The sequence below is a fragment of the Heminiphilus faecis genome (assembly GCF_008728965.1).
GTDB classification, from domain to species: domain Bacteria; phylum Bacteroidota; class Bacteroidia; order Bacteroidales; family Muribaculaceae; genus Muribaculum; species Muribaculum faecis.
In genome coordinates, this window is the sequence record NZ_VSMC01000035.1 from 1 (window position 1) to 21,905 (window position 21,905).

General features: G+C 51.6%; 14 protein-coding genes and 1 pseudogene. 8 read left to right on the forward strand and 7 right to left on the reverse strand.

Annotated elements, in window-relative coordinates:
- Positions 1–386: 386 nt before the first annotated feature.
- The 6 genes from galE to FW767_RS11900 form a co-directional block, all read right to left on the reverse strand.
- Entirely contained in the window at positions 387–1,424 is a 1,038-nt protein-coding gene (galE, locus tag FW767_RS11875; RefSeq protein ID WP_121700251.1) for a UDP-glucose 4-epimerase GalE, read from the reverse strand.
- A 64-nt stretch (positions 1,425–1,488) separates the two neighbouring features.
- A complete protein-coding gene (locus tag FW767_RS11880) occupies positions 1,489–3,345 on the reverse strand; it encodes a peptidase U32 family protein (protein ID WP_121700252.1) in 1,857 nt (618 codons plus the stop codon).
- 50 nt (positions 3,346–3,395) lie between these two features.
- A complete protein-coding gene (locus FW767_RS11885) occupies positions 3,396–6,335 on the reverse strand; it encodes a fimbrillin family protein (RefSeq protein WP_121700253.1) in 2,940 nt (979 codons plus the stop codon).
- 38 nt (positions 6,336–6,373) lie between these two features.
- Entirely contained in the window at positions 6,374–7,693 is a 1,320-nt protein-coding gene (locus FW767_RS11890; RefSeq protein ID WP_150980635.1) for a fimbrillin family protein, read from the reverse strand.
- 25 nt (positions 7,694–7,718) lie between these two features.
- Positions 7,719–8,648, reverse strand: coding sequence for a DUF5119 domain-containing protein (locus tag FW767_RS11895; protein ID WP_121700255.1), 930 nt, complete (start codon positions 8,646–8,648; stop codon positions 7,719–7,721).
- Positions 8,645–9,919: a DUF3575 domain-containing protein gene (locus FW767_RS11900; RefSeq protein ID WP_121700256.1), complete on the reverse strand. Its 1,275-nt coding sequence runs from the start codon at positions 9,917–9,919 to the stop codon at positions 8,645–8,647. The genes FW767_RS11895 and FW767_RS11900 overlap by 4 nt, the downstream gene beginning before the upstream one ends.
- A 516-nt stretch (positions 9,920–10,435) precedes the next feature.
- Here FW767_RS11900 and pepT point away from each other — a divergent pair.
- From pepT to FW767_RS11940, 8 genes are all read left to right on the forward strand, one after another.
- Positions 10,436–11,656: a peptidase T gene (pepT, locus tag FW767_RS11905; RefSeq protein WP_121700257.1), complete on the forward strand. Its 1,221-nt coding sequence runs from the start codon at positions 10,436–10,438 to the stop codon at positions 11,654–11,656.
- 2 nt (positions 11,657–11,658) lie between these two features.
- Positions 11,659–12,579 carry a tRNA (adenosine(37)-N6)-dimethylallyltransferase MiaA gene (gene miaA / locus FW767_RS11910; protein ID WP_121700258.1) on the forward strand — a complete coding sequence of 307 codons (921 nt, stop codon included), beginning with the start codon at positions 11,659–11,661 and terminating at the stop codon, positions 12,577–12,579.
- Positions 12,580–12,886: 307 nt separating this feature from the next.
- Positions 12,887–14,878, forward strand: coding sequence for an OPT family oligopeptide transporter (locus FW767_RS11915; protein ID WP_121700259.1), 1,992 nt, complete (start codon positions 12,887–12,889; stop codon positions 14,876–14,878).
- 16 nt (positions 14,879–14,894) lie between these two features.
- Positions 14,895–16,196 (forward strand): MATE family efflux transporter, encoded by a 1,302-nt coding sequence (locus FW767_RS11920; RefSeq protein ID WP_235898120.1) that lies wholly within the window; start codon positions 14,895–14,897, stop codon positions 16,194–16,196.
- 522 nt (positions 16,197–16,718) lie between these two features.
- Complete coding sequence (locus tag FW767_RS11925) at positions 16,719–17,471, forward strand: 4-hydroxy-tetrahydrodipicolinate reductase (protein WP_121700260.1); 753 nt, start codon at positions 16,719–16,721, stop codon at positions 17,469–17,471.
- Positions 17,472–17,477: 6 nt separating this feature from the next.
- Positions 17,478–18,932 (forward strand): signal peptidase I, encoded by a 1,455-nt coding sequence (gene lepB / locus FW767_RS11930; protein WP_121700261.1) that lies wholly within the window; start codon positions 17,478–17,480, stop codon positions 18,930–18,932.
- 2 nt (positions 18,933–18,934) lie between these two features.
- A complete protein-coding gene (locus FW767_RS11935; protein ID WP_121700262.1) occupies positions 18,935–19,549 on the forward strand; it encodes a WbqC family protein in 615 nt (204 codons plus the stop codon).
- Between the two features lie 70 nt (positions 19,550–19,619).
- On the forward strand, positions 19,620–21,659 hold the full coding sequence (locus FW767_RS11940) for a M13 family metallopeptidase (protein ID WP_235898121.1): 2,040 nt from the start codon (positions 19,620–19,622) through the stop codon (positions 21,657–21,659).
- A 153-nt stretch (positions 21,660–21,812) separates the two neighbouring features.
- On the opposite strand, the pseudogene FW767_RS13370 reads toward FW767_RS11940, so the two are convergent.
- Positions 21,813–21,905: pseudogene (locus tag FW767_RS13370) on the reverse strand (transposase); the annotation flags it as partial.

Below are 21,905 nucleotides of genomic sequence, written 5' to 3' on the forward strand. Positions count from 1 at the left end.
GGGAAAAGCGTTGCAAAGTTACAACCTCTTTTTCATTCCCGCAAACTTTTCGGCGAAAAAATTTGTTAATCCTTTTTCCGGGGCTCTCCCCGAGGCAGCTCCTTTTCAAAAGCGAGTGCAAAGTTAGTCACTTTATACATATCCTCCAAATATTTTTACAAGTTTTTATTGAACAAAATTGTAACAAGCTGGGAATTAGGCTGATTAGGCCAATAGGACCAATTAGGCTAATGAGTCCAATAGGACGAGGCCTCGGGAAACTGCGGCGAGCCCGCCGCAGAACGCAACGGGAAAAGCGACGCGAAACAGAGCCTATCAGACTTATGAGGAGCGATCACGGAGGGAAGCTGCGGCGAGCCCGTAAGGTACTCGCAGATGCCGGAAGACTACATGATGCCGCGGTCACGAAGACGGCACTGCCATGCCCACGCGGCACGCATAGTATCGTCGATAGGGGTATCGGCGGTCCAGCCGAGAACATCGTTGGCATAGGAGGGATCGGCCCACACCTGCTCTATGTCGCCTGCACGACGAGGCGCGATTTTATAAGGCACTTTTACGCCGGTAGCACGTTCAAAGGCCTCAATAAGCTCCATAACCGACAGTCCGTTGCCGGTACCGAGGTTAAAAATCTCTATCTTGGCGTCGCTCTTATCCTCCAGCATACGTTCAACGGCAATAACATGGGCGCGGGCGAGGTCCACGACATCGATGAAGTCGCGGATACAATATCCGTCGCGTGTGTCATAGTCGTCGCCGAATACGCTAAGTTCCTTACGGATACCGATGGCAGTCTGTGTAAGATAAGGAATAAGGTTCTGAGGCACTCCGTTGGGCAACTCCCCTATCTCGGCCGACGGATGCGCACCCACGGGATTGAAATAACGCAGGATGATGCTCTTGAACGGAGCTCCGGCATTGATGACGTCAGTAATGATCTCCTCCGATATCTGCTTGGTGTTGCCGTACGGTGAAGTGGCTTTTTTTATTGGCGACCGCTCGGTAACGGGATTTTCATCAGGCTCGCCATAAACCGTACATGACGAAGAGAACACAATGCCTTTCACTTCATGGACCGCCATAAGGTCAAGCAGGTTCATGAGTGTATCAAGATTGTTGCGGTAGTAAAGCAGGGGTTTCTGCATGGACTCGCCCACGGCCTTGCTTGCGGCAAAGTTGATGATGCCCTTTATGCCGGGATACTTTGCAAAAAGCGCCTTCATGGCTTCCATATCGGTACAGTCGGCCTTGACAAACTCAGGCTTTATGCCGGTGATGTTTGTGATGCCGTCAAGCACTTCCTCATTACTGTTTGACAGATTGTCAACGATCACGACGGGGTAGCCGGCTTTCTGAAGCTCCACGACAGTGTGTGATCCGATGTAACCGGTGCCACCGGTCACCAAAATCATCTCCTTTTTCATATTCGGTTATTATTTATTGTGATTGATAGTTTAATATAATAATGTGCCACAGACAACAAATTTACTATTTTTTCTTCTTTCCGTCAAGCACATTGACATGCATTCTGCAGTTTCGACAGTCAAATTCGAGCCCGAGCACAATATCGCCCGACTCCAGACGCAGCGGACCGGCAAGACGGGCGGCTCCACCCTCACGCAGACAGGCTCCAAGCTCACGGCGCAGACAGTAGCGGGTAGTCATGACGGTCAGCCCCGACACACGTCGCGGAGGCTCCACTTCAATCGCAGGGCAGACCAACGATGCGCCATGCTCTTCGTAGAAACGGCGCGCCAAGGCGTTGGACACATTTTCATGATAAGATAGTTCAAGACCGTCGGGAAACACAGCTCCGCGACATTCAGGACGCCGGAGTTCACGCCGGTAACGCACCGCCTGAGCCGCGTCGAGCAGCCCCACAGCCTCGCGGCGCAATGCGGCAAGCACACCGGCCGCAATAAACCGGTCGCCCGCGTCATCCACAAGTTCCGAAAATTCATAATCAGTACCGCCGAGTTTAGACAGCACCCTGCGTCGCGCTTCGTTCTGCCCGCTACGCGCCGGGGCAATGACTCCCACATCACGGACCACAGTCACCTCATTGCCGCGCACATCGGTCACTTCAAGCGCAAGGCGGTCAGAACCGACAACACCCAGCCGCATCGACACTCCTATGGTGCGTGTAGCCGACGGCCGCGCAAGGATGTCGTCAAAGGCCTTGTCGCTATTGCGGTACAACACCGAACCCGGCGACAGGGCCACACTTCCGGCCGGATACAGCCGGCTCCCGTCGACGCGGTTCAGCCGAAAGCCCTGAAGTGACTTTCCGGGAGTGAAGCATGCAAGGCCGTCGCCGTTGGCAAGCTCCACATCAAGACGCGCCTCGATAACTCCGCCGCGCACCGAGCTCACCACACCAACACGCTCGCCCTGCGACTTGGGAGTGTAGATCGAAGCCATACCGCCCTGCCGCGGGCCGTCAAGAAAGTAGCGGGTGAACCCTCGGTTAAAACTTTTGGATGGCGAAGGATCGAAGCCGAGCCTGACTTCGCCCGACGACAGAGCGCAGTACCGGCCACCGGACCGAGCAAATATATCATCAAGGGCCCGGCGATAATGCGCCACGATGTTTTTCACATAGCCGACATCCTTCAGACGCCCCTCAATTTTCAGCGACGACACTCCGGCATCGAGCATCGCCTCAAGGCGGTCGCTCAGATTCAGGTCACGCAGCGACAGCAGATGCCTGCCACGCTCCACACACTTGTCAGCTCCGTCATACAGATCATAAGGCAGCCGGCATATCTGGGCACACTCGCCCCGGTTGGCACTACGTCCGCGCAATACGGCGCTCGCATGACAGTCGCCGCTGTAGCTTACACAAAGGGCCCCGTGCACAAACGCCTCGAGCGGCACATCGACCGCCCGCTTCACGGCCTCTATCTCGCGGAGCGACAACTCACGCGGCAGCACAATCTGCGAGAAGCCTACATCCTGAAGAAAACGCGCCCGCGCAGGGTTGCGAGTATCGCACTGTGTGCTCGCATGAAGTGCTATAGGAGGAATATCCATTCTAAGCAACGCCATATCCTGCACGATAACGGCATCGACGCCCGCAGTATAAAGGCGGCGCACAAGCCGCTCCACTGCCTTCAGTTCAGAATCGTAAACAATAGTATTGACAGTGACATAGACCCGGGCATCAAACCGATGCGCATATTCCACCACCCGGGCTATATCATCGGTCGAATTTCCCGCAGCAGCACGCGCGCCGAAGCTTTCGGCACCTATATATACAGCATCGGCTCCGTGACGTATCGCCTCGACAGCGACGGCGCCGTCACGGGCCGGAGCAAGAAGTTCTATTTTTATCGGTTGCGGCATAATGCCGCAAAGTTACCTACAATCAACGACATTGACAAACTTCATCGTGATCAAGGAGCAGAATGCACAGGACGCACCGAGAAGCCATAAGAATTGTTTGAACCGCAATTTACACAAATCTTATCCTGCCCATGCCTGCGGTCGAGATAAAATATCAAACAACGATATGTAATACCATCTTCTATAAATGACGTTGTAGCTATAAATGTAAGGTCAGCATGGGCAGGCCACGTATCTGTATCCCCCCAATCAATGACGATTTTACTCATACCCATATCTCTTAATCCTGTAGCAGGGAAAAAGACGCCATTATTGAATTTCCAACCGATGCGCATCCCTTCGTCATTATACTTATCTAACACATAACCATTAACGTTTTCAAAATCAGCAAAAGATCTTCCGGCTTTACCATATGTGTCAGAGAAAGCAGAAAATACATGCGCCGAAGGCACATTATAACCCGGAGGACACGGATCATATATCGTCTTCTGAACCTCCTTATTATTTATGATACCAGCATCTTCTTTACTCATCTCATACAAATTTGCATTCCAATAATTCATAATCCCGTGGTTACCATAATTGGTACCCTCACCATTATGCCAATGACGGCGAGGAAAATTATCGGGATGTTTGTCCCCACCATAATTATTATACATATAAAAACGATAGGGGTACTTGATGGCTTCACCTATCGAAACCGCACTTGGGGCCCGCTCAAATTTAAAATCATCAGAATAATACTTTTTATTATCCATGTTGAACTGTGGATCCTTTCCATAACCCTTATATCCATTTTCATAGATATCAGAATTCCATACCCCCGGGAGCATAGGATCCTTACGGCCCCACTGATAGTACGTATTGTCACCGGCCACAGAAGCCACAATCTCTTCCTGCGTCATTGTACCGGTCACCAACACTGTCTTTTCTGCCTTAGATTTGTCAGGCACAGGCAGTTCAACAATGAGTCTCACTTTAAACTCTCGTTTCTTATCGCCCTCATGAGGCTCGCAGAAGCCAAGATTGCACGGAGCCATTTTGTACGGCACGCCCGGGAGCATCGTTCCATCAGTATCCTCAATCTCCGCGGTAGTTATTTCGATGTCCTCGGAGCCATCCCACTTATAATGGGTAGCCCATATATGCCAGCTCCACAGAATAACGCCATCGCTATTACGGGCGGCAATGACAGCATTGCCCTGCGTAAATGTCTGCCATCCGGCATGAAACTTAACCGTCGAACCTTCAAGCTTTATATCCGAAATAAGACCGGGAGCGTCCTGCCACACCAGCACGACATCACTGACACCTGTTATTGCGGGACCGGCAATAGATTTATTATCATGGCCGACAAAATTCTTCAATACGAAATCCTTTGAAAGGTTATCGTCCGCTATGGGGGCGCCCATATAGGTGTAAGCATTTGTTCCGGTGCTTGCATTGCCGTATTCAAGCGGAAAACTGTAATAGCCCGGCTTATTGATGACATAGCAGTTGGCTGGCTCCTTTGCCGCAAGGTTCACGACATCAGTACCGGCCTCCGAATTTATATCTAATCCTTTCTCGGTAAAGAATTTCCTCATATGTGTAAATGAGGGTTGGGCATCCAGTTTAAATGAACGGGCCACCTTGTCGCTCAATCCGGCCTTCGAGTCGTCGCCATTATGCCATTCACCCGCGGCCCAGCTAAGGCCTCCATCGGTAGAATACTCCACCCTTTTTATGGGCAATTTTATTTTTTCAGGCGACTTATGACCTACCTGCACCAGCTCGCCATACAGAGCCATTTTCCAGTCATTGACATATCCGTTAGGATGCAGTATGGCCGGCAATGGATCAGCATCAATCTTAGGCGTTATGACGATGCCCGTCGAAGATATCGAGTATACCACCTTTGTGTTAGGAAGCCATTTACCACCTTTAAGGTCGGCAGTCAATGTATATTCGTTTTCGCTGACAAGCTTATCAGACAAGGCCGGCTTGAACTTCACCGTCAGCTTGGCTCCGTCAGGCAGAGTCTGAGGTATCATGAAGAGAGTCAATTCACCTCCTACAATCTCGGTGCCGGGTTTTGAATAAATGTTGTCGGAGCCTTGCGCCGGAATGTCGGCATCATCGTCCTTCGGCTTTATGGTGAAACCGGACTTCACGGTTTCGGAAAAGTCCCATTCCCGCGAGCCGATGACATGAGTGCCTCTTCCATATACACCCGACAGTGTCACTTCAGTTATTTTACCGGCAAGCATGTCGCTGCCGGTCTTTATAGTCACTGCCGTAAGGGCATGTGAGAACTTAAGCGCAACGTCGTTGTAATGATCGCCGCCACACACGGCAGTGGCCTCAAGCAGATCGACCTGCTCCGCCACATTGTCAGTGACAGTAAAATCAATGGCAGGCAGCCCAGTGGTCGAATGGACGGCACTGCCGGGATATTTGCCATCGCCGGTGCCGAAATCATCAGAATACGGAGCATAGGCATAAAACTTGATGTTGCCCGAGCCTGTCCAGAGCAGCTTCTCGTCATCAGAAGGCGCCCAAGAGGACCCGGAGCCATCTTTGTACAGACGTATGTTATGGGCAAAGTTAGGAGACATGCCTGTCGGGTCGTCAGGCCACTCGCTGTAGCAGATGGCCGACATGCCGATAGAGGGTATGGTGGCAGCGGTAAAATCAGAGCCACGGCTACCGGACACTTCAACGACAGAATCAGAAGCCTCCGTCACCTCGGTTATAAGATAGAGCGGGGCACCGCACTCCTCACCGCCGATCTTTTCGATATTGACCTCATGTAGTGCGCCGGCGCTTCTCGCCCCATCTCCGTCGGTCCAGCCGCCTGGAGCCTCGGTCCGGAAAGAAACGAACTCCGAATACTTACCGACCGAAGGGTCGAAAGTGTCATCGGTACAGGCATTAAACACCCATGCCGCGCACATCACTGCAAGCGCGCGGCATGAGAGGTCAACTATATATTTAGCACTAAACTGCATAGAGGTCAGGTTTACAATCGTTTTTTCGTAAAAAAGGATTAGTTCATTTCCGGTTTTTCATCCACTTCACCACTGTTCCATTCGTCCATGGTGACGGTGAATTTCAACGGATTGTTAAGCACCGGAGTACCGGGTTTCTTATCAGTGTCGGGTTCAACGACTACGACATCGTCACCGGCATCAGGCATCGTCGGAAGTTCAGGAGGGTAAACCCCGGCACCACTATTTGTACCGCAGAACTGGAGAGTATAGGTATACTTCTTTCCGGGCTCCCATTTGATGTCGATAGGCACACATGCGTATCCAAACTCTTTGTCATCAAATTTAGCGGACACAGGGAACATCTGATGCACGTGTGTCTGGTGATCTTCACCCGGAATAACGCTGCCGGACAAAGCGCCATCATGATTGGCTTCCTCATGTACCGATTCAACACGACACAAAACCAATATATAGGCACCTTCTTTAGCTGTACTGCTTTCATTAGCGAATGTATACTTTTTAGTCTCCTGAGGTATAAGCATAAGGCTATAGGGAAGAGTCGCATCAGCACCGTTGACTATAAGACCAGAGGGTGTACCGGCAACACCGTCAAGCTCCATTTTTTTGCTTGTCACACGTCCATAATTGCCCTTGATATTCGCATCAGCATTCCATAAGATATGATTGTCCTTGACATCCTCTTGTTTATTAAAGCTTAAGGTTCCTGATCCGGCTACATTCATAATCCAAGCACCCTTTACATACACGATCATGCCCTCATGACCTTTGTCAACGCCATTATCCGGATCAGCTTTTATTCCTTTACGTGCGCCCTCTCCAAGTATGGCCTTCACTTCAATCTGCGACAGAGCATGATGAAATTTCAGCTCCACAGACGAACCGCTCGCTGCCGCCTGCGTCACCTCGGTATATGCCACGACTATGTCATTATGCTCCTTTCCGGCTTCTTTCAAGTCCGTTTTCGGGTTATATGCTCCGAATTTCTGCTCATCGACAGAGAACTGGGGGGTCAGCACTTGGGCTGCGTCAGGGCCGTTATATGGAGCGTAAGCCCAAAAACGGATCTTCTGAACTCCCTGCGGCCAATAATAAGACGTAGGCAGGGTAAATACATTTGAGGTACCCTCACGTTTAGCCCAAGCTCCGTCAATAAACAGGTTCTTGTAACTGTCAGCATCGGCATAGACGCGGAAACCGGCTAAATTACTCTGCGTCAGCTCGGTCGCACGGCTCACGCTCGTATTGAACGAGATGGCGTCACCCTTTAAAATTTCATCAGCCTCTTCTCCGGAACATGATGCAAGCATAAGCGACATTGCTCCGGCCAGTCCTAAAAAGATAATTTTCGAATTCATGTTCTGATCTATTACTTGTTTATATTTAATTCATGTTTATATCGTTGTTGATGTCGTCAGACCATCCCGATACAGAAGGCGACATGCCTGTAGCGTCAGGGTCAGGCAGTTTAAGCCCTTCGATTATAATAAGTATATTGCCGTCGTCTTCGACTTCATGAAACTGCGAAGACACATCGAAGTGGTAATAATACTGATTGGTGGTATATACGGAAAGCCAATGTGAAAGCTTTTCGACCGGACAATGACCGAACGACACGACCCTCGCCGTAAAAGTATGCTCATCGCGACGCTCGAGCGCTATAGGTATCGTGACGGGTCCGGCAGAAGCGCCGGCCGCCGCAAGCTGCCAGCACTCGGCCATACCCGTCAAAGCGGCGCTCACTCCTATATCCTCGCTCATGTTCACAACGTTGCGTATCTCTATATTATAGACCGACGTCACTTCTTCAGGCATTAATGTCACCTGCCCCGACTCGGCCCCGGGCCCTACCTCAACATACTCTTCACGGCCGCCCCATACTGTCTCCGGAGCGTTATGTACAGGCTGTGCCTCGGAGTCATCGGGTCGTGGTGTCTCATTATCGACACGTCCGATAGGAGCCAGCAGTTCCTGTTGGATTGTTGTCAACGAATAGTTGTCATAATCATTGTCAACCTCTCGTACCGACTCCATGTCACCGTTATGAAACAGCATCTTGTACTGACCCGCGTCAAGCCTTACTTTGCCACCTTCGCGTGTTATGAACTCATATCTTCGATAAAAACTGCCGTCCATGTGGAAAATACGCACCACCATAGTTCTCGGCGCGGCGTCGGGAGCTTTAGACCAGTCAAATTTTATCTCAAAATCAACTACATGATTGTGGTCGTAACATAAATCCTTGTGGCTGCACGACTGAATAACACACACCAACGCCACAAGCAATACAGCTATAGCAAACCGTCTTTTCATAGTTTACCTCCTTTCCGGCGACCGCCGATAATCCATACGAGCGATATCTCGGCTTTTGTCGGGCCCCACCAGTTGAGTTTGGCCGTTTCCTGCCATACATAACAATCGTCAACCGGCCTGTACTTCTTATATTCGCCGGCGAGATAACCAACCCCTATCGTAAAGTCAAGATTAAAATATCGGCTTAAGGGCAGTGAATAGCCATAGGCCAGTCCTACGCCCCAGTTCAAGCCGTCGCTCTGACGGCCACGGCCGCCAAACTCCACATCATAGGAAAGAATCTGACCGTAAAGGCCTAAATGATGACCGCTGTGCGAAGTAGAGCGGTCATTGCGGTGGATCCACCGCCGCAATTCCACGTCACCTCCGTATACACGCCAGTAACGGTGTGTCAGGTTGCGGCTCCACCATGCGTGCATCCAGTTGACTCCGACCGACCAGTCGTTGCCGAAGGCCGCCTCAATGCCTATATTCGGCACTGCGGCCGCATCATAGAGCATATTGGTCTTCAGCAACATACGGAAGCCTCCGTCGGCGGCCGCCTCCGGCAACCCGAGCTCACCATCGGCATGCAGTGCTTCGCCTCGTGCCCCTGCCACATATGCCGTATCGCCACTTATATCGGTCGGTGACGTATTCGGGGACTGACACACCTCATTACCGGCGGCAGTCCCGCTTAACACCTCTATACATATATCTACATTTCTCATCATGGGAAAGAAATGACGCGACATATAACGCCACGCATCACCTCCGCGCAACATTCCCAGACGTCGGCTGCGGCTGTCGACTATCCGGTCATCGTCGTCATACACCAGTTCAGGCACATCGTCGATTATCATGACTGCCTCATGCCTCCAGTCCTCGCTGCAGGCATCTACCATAGAGCGCAGACGAAGCCAGTCGACTCCGCTATCAAGCACATTGACACCCGACCGGGCCACAGGGATGCACCCCGACATAAAATCAGCACCGCTGTCGGCCCTGCGCGCAGCCAGTTCAATATTATGAATCAGACCACCTTCGGGCGAAGCTCCTCCCCGCACCGACACCGATCTGACGGCACCTGACGACGCATCCACACCGCCGAGCCGCGACCGCAAATAGCGCACGCTACCGGCATTGGATGCATATGCGGTATCCAATGCGCTTTCACCTTGAGCGAAATTTAAGGTCACACGCATAGTATCGTACCGGCATTCGACAGCCCGGGCCGAGATACTGGCACATAAGACTATAAGAAAGAGTAATGAATAAATACCTTTTCCCATTGTTCTATACAAAAAAACTCATAAGGTTTTGCACAACCTACTGCTGACTAACACATTTTTTGCTATAACTGCGCAAATTTATATCACTCATTTCAAATTCACAATAATTTTCAATAAAAAAATCGCAATTTTAACATTTACGACTGTTAAATGGACCAACGTAAAAACGCGGCGGCAAACGGCTATGACGGTGGTAGGGACGCCAGTACCACGGCGTCCGACTGCGACCCCTACGGTCATCTAAAATTGCTCGACCGAAGGCCTTCCGGATGCGCGGGCGCCGTAATACTGGCGCCCCTACAATTCAGCTCTTCAACCGGATTTCGAGGGTCACACACGGTGACGGGTCTTACAGCCCCCTTTTGCCGACACGTCCGCAACCAGACAATCAGTCGGCCGAGACAGAAACCCGCATAGTGAAATGTTGTTTTTTCCAAAAATTATATTACCTTTGTAGTGGATAATACCGTTAAACTTAGAGGTCGTTTAATAACACCTGTTAAAACCCTTTTCGCTATGAATGTAATTGACCGATTTTTGGAATATGTCAAATTTGACACCCAGAGTGACGAATTAACCAATCTGTGGCCCTCGACACCCGGCCAAATGATATTTGCCCAGCATCTGGAAAAAGAATTGCAGAAGCTCGGACTCGAAGATATAAGCCTTGACGAAAACGGCTACCTGATGGCGACTCTGCCGGCCAACACCGACAAGCCCATAGCCACGATAGGCTTCATCGCCCATCTCGACACCTCCCCCGACCTCTCGGGACGTCATGTCAACCCCCGCATTGTCAAAAACTACGAGGGCGGCGACATCATTCTCAATGAAGAGAAGAGCATCATACTTTCGCCCCGTCAGTTTCCCGAGCTCGACCACTACAAGGGTCAGGATATCATAGTGACCGACGGCAACACCCTGCTCGGAGCCGACGACAAAGCCGGCATAGCAGAGATAATATCGGCCGTGGAATACCTCATGCACCACCCCGAAATCAAGCACGGCAAAATACGCATAGCATTTAACCCCGATGAAGAAATAGGTCAGGGCGCTCACAAATTTGACGTCGAGAAGTTCGGTGCCGACTGGGCCTACACGATGGACGGCGGCGAAATAGGCGAGCTCGAGTACGAAAACTTCAATGCCGCCGCCGCAAAAATAACATTTAAAGGACGCAACGTGCATCCGGGCTACGCCAAGCACAAGATGCTCAACTCCATACGCATAGCCAACCAGTTCACCTCAATGCTTCCGCGCTGGGAAACCCCCGAGCACACCGAAGGCTACGAAGGCTTCTTCCACCTCATATCGATAAAAGGCGACGTGGAGAAGACCGAAGTCACATATATAATACGCGACCATGACCGCGACCGCTTCGAACGACGCAAAAAAGAGCTCGAACACCTCGTGCGGAAAGTCAACAACGAGTTTCCAAACAGCACGGCTATCGAAATCAAGGACCAGTACTACAACATGCGTGAGAAGATAGAGCCGGTCATGTATGTGGTCGACTATGCGGAGCAGGCCATGCTCAATGTCGGCGTCACTCCCCATGTGGTGCCTATACGCGGCGGCACAGACGGAGCCCAGCTGTCGTTCAAGGGTCTGCCCTGTCCCAACATATTCGCCGGAGGACTCAATTTCCACGGACGCTATGAGTTCGTGCCCGTGAACTCGATGGAGAAAGCCTCCGAAGTAATCGTGGAGATAGCCCGACTGGTAGCCGAGAGCTGACCATGCCGCTCCACAGCGACCCAAGACATACGCTTATAGTGGTCACCGGGCCTACAGGCTCGGGAAAAACCGACTTGTCCATACAGTTGGCACGAAGGCTCGGATGTGAAATCATATCGGCCGATTCGCGCCAACTGTTTCGCGACATACCCGTAGGCACTGCCGCGCCCGACAGCACGCAGCTTGCCGCCGTGACTCACCACTTCGTAGGCACCCTATCGCTGGGCGACTACTACAGCGCCGCCCGCTTCGAAGAGGATGTCATGGCGCTTCTGCCCTCGCTGTGGGAACGCTCGCCCTACGCCATAATGTGCGGCGGCTCCATGATGTACATAGACGCAGTGTGCCGCGGCATTGACGAGTTGCCCACGATAAGCGACCAAGTGCGCCGCGACGTGGCTGACATATATGAAGCCGAAGGCTTCGAGGGACTGCGCGCTCGGCTGCGCATGCTCGACCCCGACTACCTCAGAACCGCCGACCCTGCCAACCACCGGCGGCTGATACACGCGGTGGAAATATGCCTCGAAGCCGGAGCGCCGTACTCGTCGCTACGCACCGGCGCCGTAAAACCGCGCCCGTTCAGAATCATCAAAATGATGATAGACTACCGGCGCGACGAACTATTTGACCGCATCAACAGACGCGTAGCCACGATGATAGACCAAGGGCTTATCGAAGAGGCCCGGAGCGTGTACCCGATGCGCCATCTCAACTCGCTCAACACCGTAGGCTATAAAGAACTGTTTGCATGGATGGACGGCACGATGGACCGTGACACAGCCATAGCGCGCATAGCCAAAAACACCCGCGTCTACGCGAAAAAACAGCTCACGTGGCTCAAGCGCGACCCCTCGGTCATAAAGCTGTCGCCCTCCACCGCACTCGACGACGCATTGGACGCACTCGGCCTACCGGTATGAATGTAGCTGCGGCGCACCCCGGTCAAGTCAAAATTCCGGCGTGTTGCACAGCCAAATAGTAGGGGCGCCAGTACCACGGCGCCCGCGTATCCGGATGGCCCGCAGCAGAGCAATTGCAGATGACCATACGGTTTGTAGGGACGCCGTAGTACTGGCGTCCCTACCACCATCATAGCCGTTTGCCACCGCGTTTCACATTGCCCACCCAAACATTGGCCGCTTACAACCGTATTTTTGCATTAACCACTTTTAGGTTGGCCCAATTTTTATTAACTTCGCATATCATAATCATTATCACTTAAAAATCATGGCCGATACATCACAGAAATCAGACCACATCGCCGATGACAACGGCGCGTCAGGGCTGCCCGAAAACGCGTTCCGCGAACTTGCAGCCGACGAACAGTACCACCCCGTCATGCACCCGGCTCACGACTATCCCGAGGTGACCCCCTACTCCGTCATCATGGGCCTCGTTCTTGCCGTCATTTTCAGCGCGGCGGCAGCCTATCTCGGACTGCGTGTAGGTCAGGTGTTTGAAGCGGCAATACCCATTGCCATCATAGCCGTAGGCCTCTCGGGAGCGCTCAACAAGAAAAACGCCATAGGACAGAACGTAATCATACAGTCGATCGGAGCATGCTCGGGTGTCATCGTGGCCGGAGCCATTTTCACCCTCCCCGCACTGTACATACTTCAGGCCAAGTATCCCGACATAACGGTCAACTTCATGGAGATATTCCTTAGCTCGCTGTTTGGCGGCATACTCGGCATACTCTTCTTCATACCCTTCCGCAAATATTTCGTGAAGGACATGCACGGCAAATACCCCTTCCCCGAAGCCACTGCCACCACGCAGGTACTCGTGAGCGGCGAAGGCTCGAAGTCGAGCAACGGCTCACAGGCCAAGACCCTTGTCATAGCCTCGCTCATAGGAGGTATATACGACTACCTGCTGGCCACATTCGGATGGTGGGCCGAAAACGTCACCTCCACGGCATCGCAGTGGGGCACCGCACTGGCCGAAAAGACCAAACTCGTGTTCAGCGTCAACACCGGCGCGGCGCTTCTCGGTCTGGGCTACATCGTGGGGCTGAAATACGCATTTGTCATTTTTGCCGGCTCAATATTTGTATGGTGGATCATAATCCCCCTCATCGGCGCCTACGGCGCTCCGGCGATAGCCTCGCTCCAGCCGGAGGCCATATTCAGCGACTACGCCCGACTGATAGGTATCGGCGGCATAGCCATGGCCGGAGTTATCGGCATCATCAAGTCATCGTCGATCATAGCGCAGGCCATCGGTCTCGCCGGTCGGGAGCTCAAAGGCAAACAGCAGAGCGCAAAACAAGTACGCTGGCAGACCGACATATCAATGAAGCACATCGTATACATGATAGCCGTAGCGCTCATAGCGGTGCTTGCATTCTTCTACATAGGAGTCATAAACACATTCTGGCAGACGCTCATAGCATGGCTTGTGGTGACTGTGATAGCGTTTCTCTTTACCACAGTTGCTGCCAACGCCATAGCCATCGTAGGGTCTAACCCCGTATCGGGCATGACTCTGATGACACTTATCATAGCATCGGCCATATTTGTCGGCATAGGGCTTAACGGCACTTCGGGCATCGTGGCCTCGATGGTGATAGGCGGCGTGGTATGCACCGCGCTATCCATGGCCGGCGGCTTCGTCACCGACCTGAAGATCGGCTATTGGATAGGTTCAACGCCCAAAAAGCAGGAGACTTGGAAGTTTCTCGGCACACTCGTGTCGGCAGCGACCGTGGGCGGTGTCATCCTTGTACTTAATAAAGTGTACGGCTTCTCCGGACCCGACGCGCTCGTGGCACCGCAGGCCAACGCCATGGCCAAAGTCATCGAACCTCTGATGATGGGCGGCGACACACCTTGGATACTTTACATGGTCGGGGCCATACTCGCACTGATACTCAACTGGCTCGGAGTGCCGGCACTGGCATTCTGCCTCGGCATGTTCATACCGCTTCACCTCAACACCCCCATGCTTGTGGGAGGCGCCATAGCATACTTCGTGTCCAACCGCTCAGCCGACGCCGATGTCAATAACGCCCGTCGCGACCGCGGCACGCTGATAGCCTCGGGCTTCATAGCCGGAGGCGCCCTGTTCGGAGTATTTGCCGCACTGACCCGCTTCGCCGGCTTCGAGTATGACAATCCTCTGTCAATGGGCACGACCCAGATACTCGGATGCATCATGTATCTGCTCATCATCGCTTATCTCATTTGGGACAGCATGAGAGCCAAGACTCTACGTTAAAAACTCTTCCGGCTAATTGCGACTTTCAGCTATAAACCGGCAGATTCTGTCACTGTCCATACCCTCGATAGTCACTAACATCACCACTCCCCTGTTGAGTCTGGTGGATGTGGCTATCGTGGGGCATATGGGGGCTTCTGACTACATTGCGGCCATAGCCGTAGGCGGTTCGATGTTCAACATGCTCTACTGGCTTTTCGGGTTTCTGCGCATGGGTTCGAGCGGCATGACGGCACAGGCCTTCGGAGCCGGCGACGCCAAAGCCCAGTCACGTGTGCTTAAACAGGCACTGCTCGTGGCTTTGATAGCCGGCACTGTGATGATAGCGCTCCAAAGCCCTGTATGCGATATAGTGCTCCGTTTTATGGATGTGTCGGGTGACACGGCAATATATGCCAAAACCTATTTCCACATATTAATATGGGGTGCTCCGGCAGTGCTCGGCAACTATGTGCTGTGCGGCTGGCTGCTCGGCATGCAGAACTCCAAGGCCACCATGTGGATATCCGTCTTCATCAACGTGTGCAACATAGCGGCCAGTTGCCTGCTCGTTTTCGTATTCAGGCTCGGCATCACGGGTGTGGCAGCGGGCACACTCTCGGCGCAATGGCTCGGCTTTGCACTGGCGTTGCTCATAGCGGCCACACGGTACAAGATTGTAAAAACAACCTTCAGGGAGATTATCGAATGGACCGGACTGCGTCGGTTCTTCAAGGTCAATGTACACATATTTCTGCGTACCGTATGTCTGGTTACCGTCACCATATGGTTTACCCGTACCGGAGCGCTGCAAGGGCCCGAAATGCTGGCGGTCAACGCTCTGCTTATGCAGTTCTTCACGCTGTTTTCATTTTTTATGGACGGATTCGGCTTTGCCGGCGAAGCCATGGCCGGCAAATACGTGGGTGCCAACGACAAGGCCAATCTCAAGGCAAGTGTGGACTCACTCTGCCGCTGGGCTTTTGCCATAGCTGTTCTGTTCACGCTGCTGTATATTGCGGGAGGCGATTTTTTGCTGTCGCTTCTCAGCGACGACAAGAGTGTAGTGGCCCGCGCTCACGAATATCTGTGCTGGGTTGTGACCATACCGGCTATGGGATTTCTCGCCTTTATGTGGGACGGAATATTCATCGGCGCCACTGCCACACGCGACATGCTGCGCTCCATGCTCGGCGCCACTGCCATCTTTTTCATAGTCTACTTCATAGCCTACCCTCGTATGCACAACGATGGGCTTTGGCTCGCATTCATCTGCTACCTGTTGACACGAGGACTAATACTTACCTTTATAGGACGCCGCTACCGACGTCTGCGATAAAAAAAAATGCCATCACAAAACAAAAAAATATATGTTTTATAACATAATTCAAAAACATTTACTAACTTTGCAGCGTTATATAGATGAATAATGATTGATAATGCTCCCCCACACGGGAGTTTGGTTTTAGGTTTAATTTAATTTTAAAGACTATGAGCAACTTATTGAAAACAGCAGCTAAAGTGTATCGCACCGTGAATTATTGCATTGCAAGCGCTGAACTTTACCTGCATGAAGCCGACCGCCGATAATCGGCTTCCTTTTAACCGATTAAAGACGCGTTCCTTACTCAAGGAGCGTTTTTTTATGCCCTGTCCGCAGATAATAAAAGGTTACAGCGGCAAAAACCGGTTAATCTATTAAAATACACGTTGTCAGGGCACGTAATAAAAGAATCGCGCCCCTGTCACACCCTGTATACTGAACTATAATTCTACATTATATTTTTAATACAGATCCGACTAAAGTTTTATTTCGAGATTAGTGTAGAAATGCGTATTTTTGTGCAAAATATTGGTAAATATGAAAATAGCATTGATAGGCTACGGCAAGATGGGAAAAGCCATCGAGAGAATAGCGTTAAGCCGCGGCCATGAAATAGTAAGTCGCATAGACGTCAACAATCAGGATGAGTTTGAGTCTCCTTCATTTGCCTCCGCCGATGTAGCCATAGAGTTCACCACCCCCTCCACGGCTGTAGCCAACTACAAGCGGGCGTTTGCCGCAGGAGTGCCTGTGGTGTCAGGCAGTACCGGTTGGCTCGACGCCATGCCCGATATAAAGGCACTTTGCGACGAAGGTAAGGCTACATTTTTCTGGACCTCCAACTTCTCTCTCGGAGTAAACCTGTTTTTTGCCGTAAACCGTTATCTCGCATCACTGATGGAAGGTTTCCCGCAGTATCATCCCGCGATGAAGGAGATACATCACATACACAAACTCGACCATCCCAGCGGTACAGCCATCACACTTGCCGAAGGCATCATGTCATGCGACAAGGCCGTAAAGGGCTGGACCGAAGAGCCGGCCAATAGCGCTGACAACATAGTTATAGCCCACGAACGTATCGGCGAGGTGCCGGGTACACATATCATTTCGTGGGACAGCCCCGTAGATACCCTGACAATAATGCACGAAGCCAAGTCGCGCGAGGGCTTCGCTCTCGGCGCGGTCGTTGCCGCCGAGTGGACAGCCGGTAAAAAAGGGTTTCTTACCATGGACGAGATGATGCACTCCATGATAGAACGTCCGCAACTTCTTGACATAATTAAATAAGACAGTATGGCTAACGACAATAACAGCCGCTCGTTTGGCGAAGACTTCAAGCACCGCGTAAAAGCAGTTAAAACCACACGTTGGATACGTTTCGCCGTTGTAGCCGCCATCTTCATTGCGTGGGTGGCATGGCTCGGCAGTTGGTGGGTACTTATCTTCCTGTTGCTACTATTCGACATATATATTACCGGCTACATACCTTTCACTTGGTGGAAAAAAAGCGACAACAAAGTTGTGAAGAGCGTGATGAGTTGGGTCGACGCTATCGTATACGCGCTGATACTGGTCTATTTCGTATTCACATTCATAGGACAGAATTATCAGATTCCATCATCATCGCTTGAGAAGTCGCTACTCGTAGGCGACTATCTGTGGGTCAACAAGACGGCTTACGGCCCGCGTGTGCCCATGACTCCGATACACTTCCCTCTGGTGCAGAACACATTGCCGGTAATCAACACCAAGAGCTACACCGAGTGGCCGAAATGGAAGTACCGCCGCTTGAAGGGCCTTGGCAACGTAGAACGAGGCGATATCGTGGTTTTCAACTTCCCGGCCGGCGATACGGTCACGACCAAAGTGACCAACCCTGACTACTACACACTTGTGTCGATGCTCGGGCGCTTTGCCGTACATAACAACAAGGAGCAATTCGGCGATGTCATATACCGTCCGGTCGACCGACGAGAGAACTATGTCAAGCGTGCCGTAGGACTTCCGGGCGAACGCCTAAAAATAGTAGACGACGTCATATACATTGACGGCAAGCCTATGGCACAGCCCGAAAATGTCCAGTTCAATTACTTTTTCCAGATGCGCGACGGCGTCATGTCAGAGCACGATTGGGATGAACTCGGCATCAGCGTAGACGACCGCAACATTGTGCCGGTGGCTCCCGGAGAGTTGCGCAACGTGGCTATGAACGGTTTCCTTGTCAATGATGACGGTTCGGTACCTACTATTTATGTATCGCCCCTAACCCCGGCTATGATTGAGAAGCTTGAAGCCAATCCACGCACCACCCGCATAATGAAGGTACCCGCTACGGAACAGACCCCGCTTTTTCCGGAAGGTGTGTCTGACAGCTGGACACGAGCCGACTACGGCGAATTGTGGATACCGCAGAAGGGCAAAAGCATAAAGCTTGACGACTATACATGGAAGATATACAATCGTTGTATACGCAATTACGAAGGACACGATGACGCCTACATAAAGGACGGCACCGTATACATTGACGGCAAACCGGCAAAAACCTACACCTTCGCTATGGATTACTACTTCATGATGGGCGACAACCGCGATAACTCTGCCGACTCGCGCTACTGGGGCTTTGTTCCCGAGGACCACATCGTAGGTAAGCCTTGGAGAGTACTTGTGTCGTTTGACAAGGATAAAAGCCTGCTTAACGGAGGTGTACGATGGGAACGCGTACTGAAGCCGGCCAATCCCGATAAATAGCTATGAATAGCAGCCCGCTTGTCAAATATCCGGATATTAACGTGGTTCTACCGCCTGTATACTGCGGCAGTGTGCGTTATTATGCAGCCATGGCACAGTATGGCGCGGTGACCATTGACATAACACGACGCTTTAACAAACGCGACAAGGACTGTCACCGGTGTGTCATCGAGGGACCAAACAGAGTGCAACGCCTTACCGTGCCGCTGGAGAAGCCTCAGGAGTGGAGAAGCACACGTCTGTCCGATGTGAAAGTGTCATCCCACGGCGAGTGGTGGCATGTGCATTGGGGCGCCATATGCTCCGCCTATGGCCGCACCCCCTACTTCGAGTACTATGCCGACGACCTGCGTCCGACATATTCCGGCGATATAGAACTGCTTGTCGATCTTGACGCGGCCATAGACCGTTTCTGCCGCGGAGCCCTCGGTATAGGCTGCTGTAACTCTACGGAAGCTTATAATGAAGTGGCTGCCGGCGCGACTTCGGTAAAAGACATCCCCTACTATCAGATATGGGCTTCGCGTTTTGGCTTCACGCCGGGCCTAAGCGTGCTCGACCTGATATTCAATATGGGTCCAGAAGCACCTCTCGTACTGCGTGAAATGACGTTATAGATACATCAACGTAACACATTTTTCACTACTTTTGCGATGCAAAAACAAATTGACCATTATAATTCACATTATGAAATCACTTAAACTTTTCATGGCGCTGGCTCTGACCGGCGCACTAACACTCTCGGCCGAGGAGCACCTGAAGAGCCTTAATCCGGCTTATTTCGACAAGTCCACTCCGGCATCGGTCGATTTCTACAAACATGTCAATAAAGGATGGCAGGACGCGCACCCGCTGACACCTGAGTTTGCCCGTTACGGCAACTTCAATATCCTTAACGATTCGTCGGAGATACGTGTTAAGAATATCGTACTCAACCTCGGCGCCACCAATCCGCAACCCGGCACCGTAGCATTCAAGGTATGGACTATTTACTCACAGGCCATGGACTCCGTGCGTCGTAACGCCGAGGGCGCCAAGCCTATTCTTGCCGATCTAAAAAAGATTGAGACGACCCCGCACGAGGGCATGGAAGACCTCTTCCTGTGGATGCACGGCAATTACGCCAGCCCATTCTTCGGAGCAGGCCCTATGGAGGACCTTTCAAACAGCAAGGTTTATGCAATGTACGTGAGCGGAGGCGGCATGGGTCTCGGTGACCGCGACTATTACCTGCAGAATGATAAACGCAACAAGGAAGTGCGCGAGGCCTATCAGAAGCTCATCGTAAAGCAGATGCAGAATGCAGGCTACTCAAAGAAAGACGCCAACCGCATCATGAAGAATGTTATGAAAATCGAGACGGCACTTGCTGACTCGGCATGGACACGCGAGCAGAGCCGCAACATCCCGGCTATGTACAACCCGCGCTCGTTCGAGCAGCTCAAGCAGATGTATCCCAACGTAAACTGGGACCGTTTCTTCATCGAGACTATGGGCATCGAGTCGCCGGCCAGTGTTATAGTGACCGAGCTTAGCTCCGTAGCTCAGGCCAATAATCTCATGGGCTCGCTCACTGACCGCGAAATAAAAGACTATTACCTTTGGAAATATGTGGCACAGGCCGCATCGGCACTTAGCGACGACTTTACCAACGCCTCGTTTGAGTTCAATAAGATTATGAGCGGAGTGGAGCAGCAGCGTCCTCGCTGGAAACGTGCGCTTGGTGCCACTGAAGGAGCTATGGGCGAAGCTGTAGGTCAGCTTTATGTTGAAAAGTACTTCCCCGAGTCCTCTAAGGAGTATATGCTTGATCTCGTAGAGAACTTGCGTACAGCTCTCGGAAAACACATCATCAATCTTACATGGATGAGCGATGACACAAAACTGAATGCCATTAAGAAACTCAACGCATTCACAGTCAAGATCGGCTATCCCGACAAGTGGAAAGACTATACCACACTTAATATAGACCCCAAGCTGTCTTATTACGAGAATATGCACAATGTAGGCATGTGGCATCAGGCAGAGACTTATGCCAAGTGGGGCAAACCGGTTGACCGTACCGAATGGGGCATGACTCCGCAGACGGTCAATGCGTACTACAATCCGCTTGCCAATGAGATTGTATTTCCGGCAGCCATTCTTCAGGCTCCGTTCTTTGACCCTGAAGCCAGCGATGCCGAAAACTACGGCGGCATAGGTGTCGTAATCGGCCATGAAATGACACACGGTTTCGACGACCAAGGATGCAATTTCGATGCCGAAGGCAATATGGTCAACTGGTGGACACCCGAGGACTCAGAAGCGTTTTCAAAGCTCACAAAAGGCCTCGTGACCCAGTTTGACGAAATCGAAGTATTACCCGGACTCCATGCCAACGGACAGTATACTCTCGGCGAGAATATCGCTGACCAAGGCGGTCTGCGTGTATCACGTACTGCATTCCTCGACTCGCAGAAGAAAAAGGGTGTCGACATCAATTCCCCCGAAGCCAAAATCGACGGATATGATCCGATGCAAGTTTACTATATGAACTATGCCAACATTTGGGCAGGAAATATCCGCGACGAAGAGATACGTAATCTTACCACCGGCGACGTACACTCGCTTGGTGAAAACCGTGTCAACGTTACTCTCCGCAACATAGCCCCGTTCTTTGAGGCATTCGGCATCAAGGCCGGCGATAAGATGTACCGTCCCGCTGAAGAGAGGGTGGTTATCTGGTAATCCTAAGTATTATACCATTAAATAAAACGGCTGTGCTTTTAATTATGGCACAGCCGTTTTATTTGAATGTATCCATCTATACTGCATTTTGCCCAATTTCGATAACACAGGTTTATTACGGGTCAGCGGATTTTCCCGGTGGGTGGTAAGATGTCAAGAGTATAATGTGGCCAGTCTGAACATGAAGAATTTAATGTCACTGACTCCCCTGAATTGGGTACGGAATGCTTTTATCTTTGCGTTGAA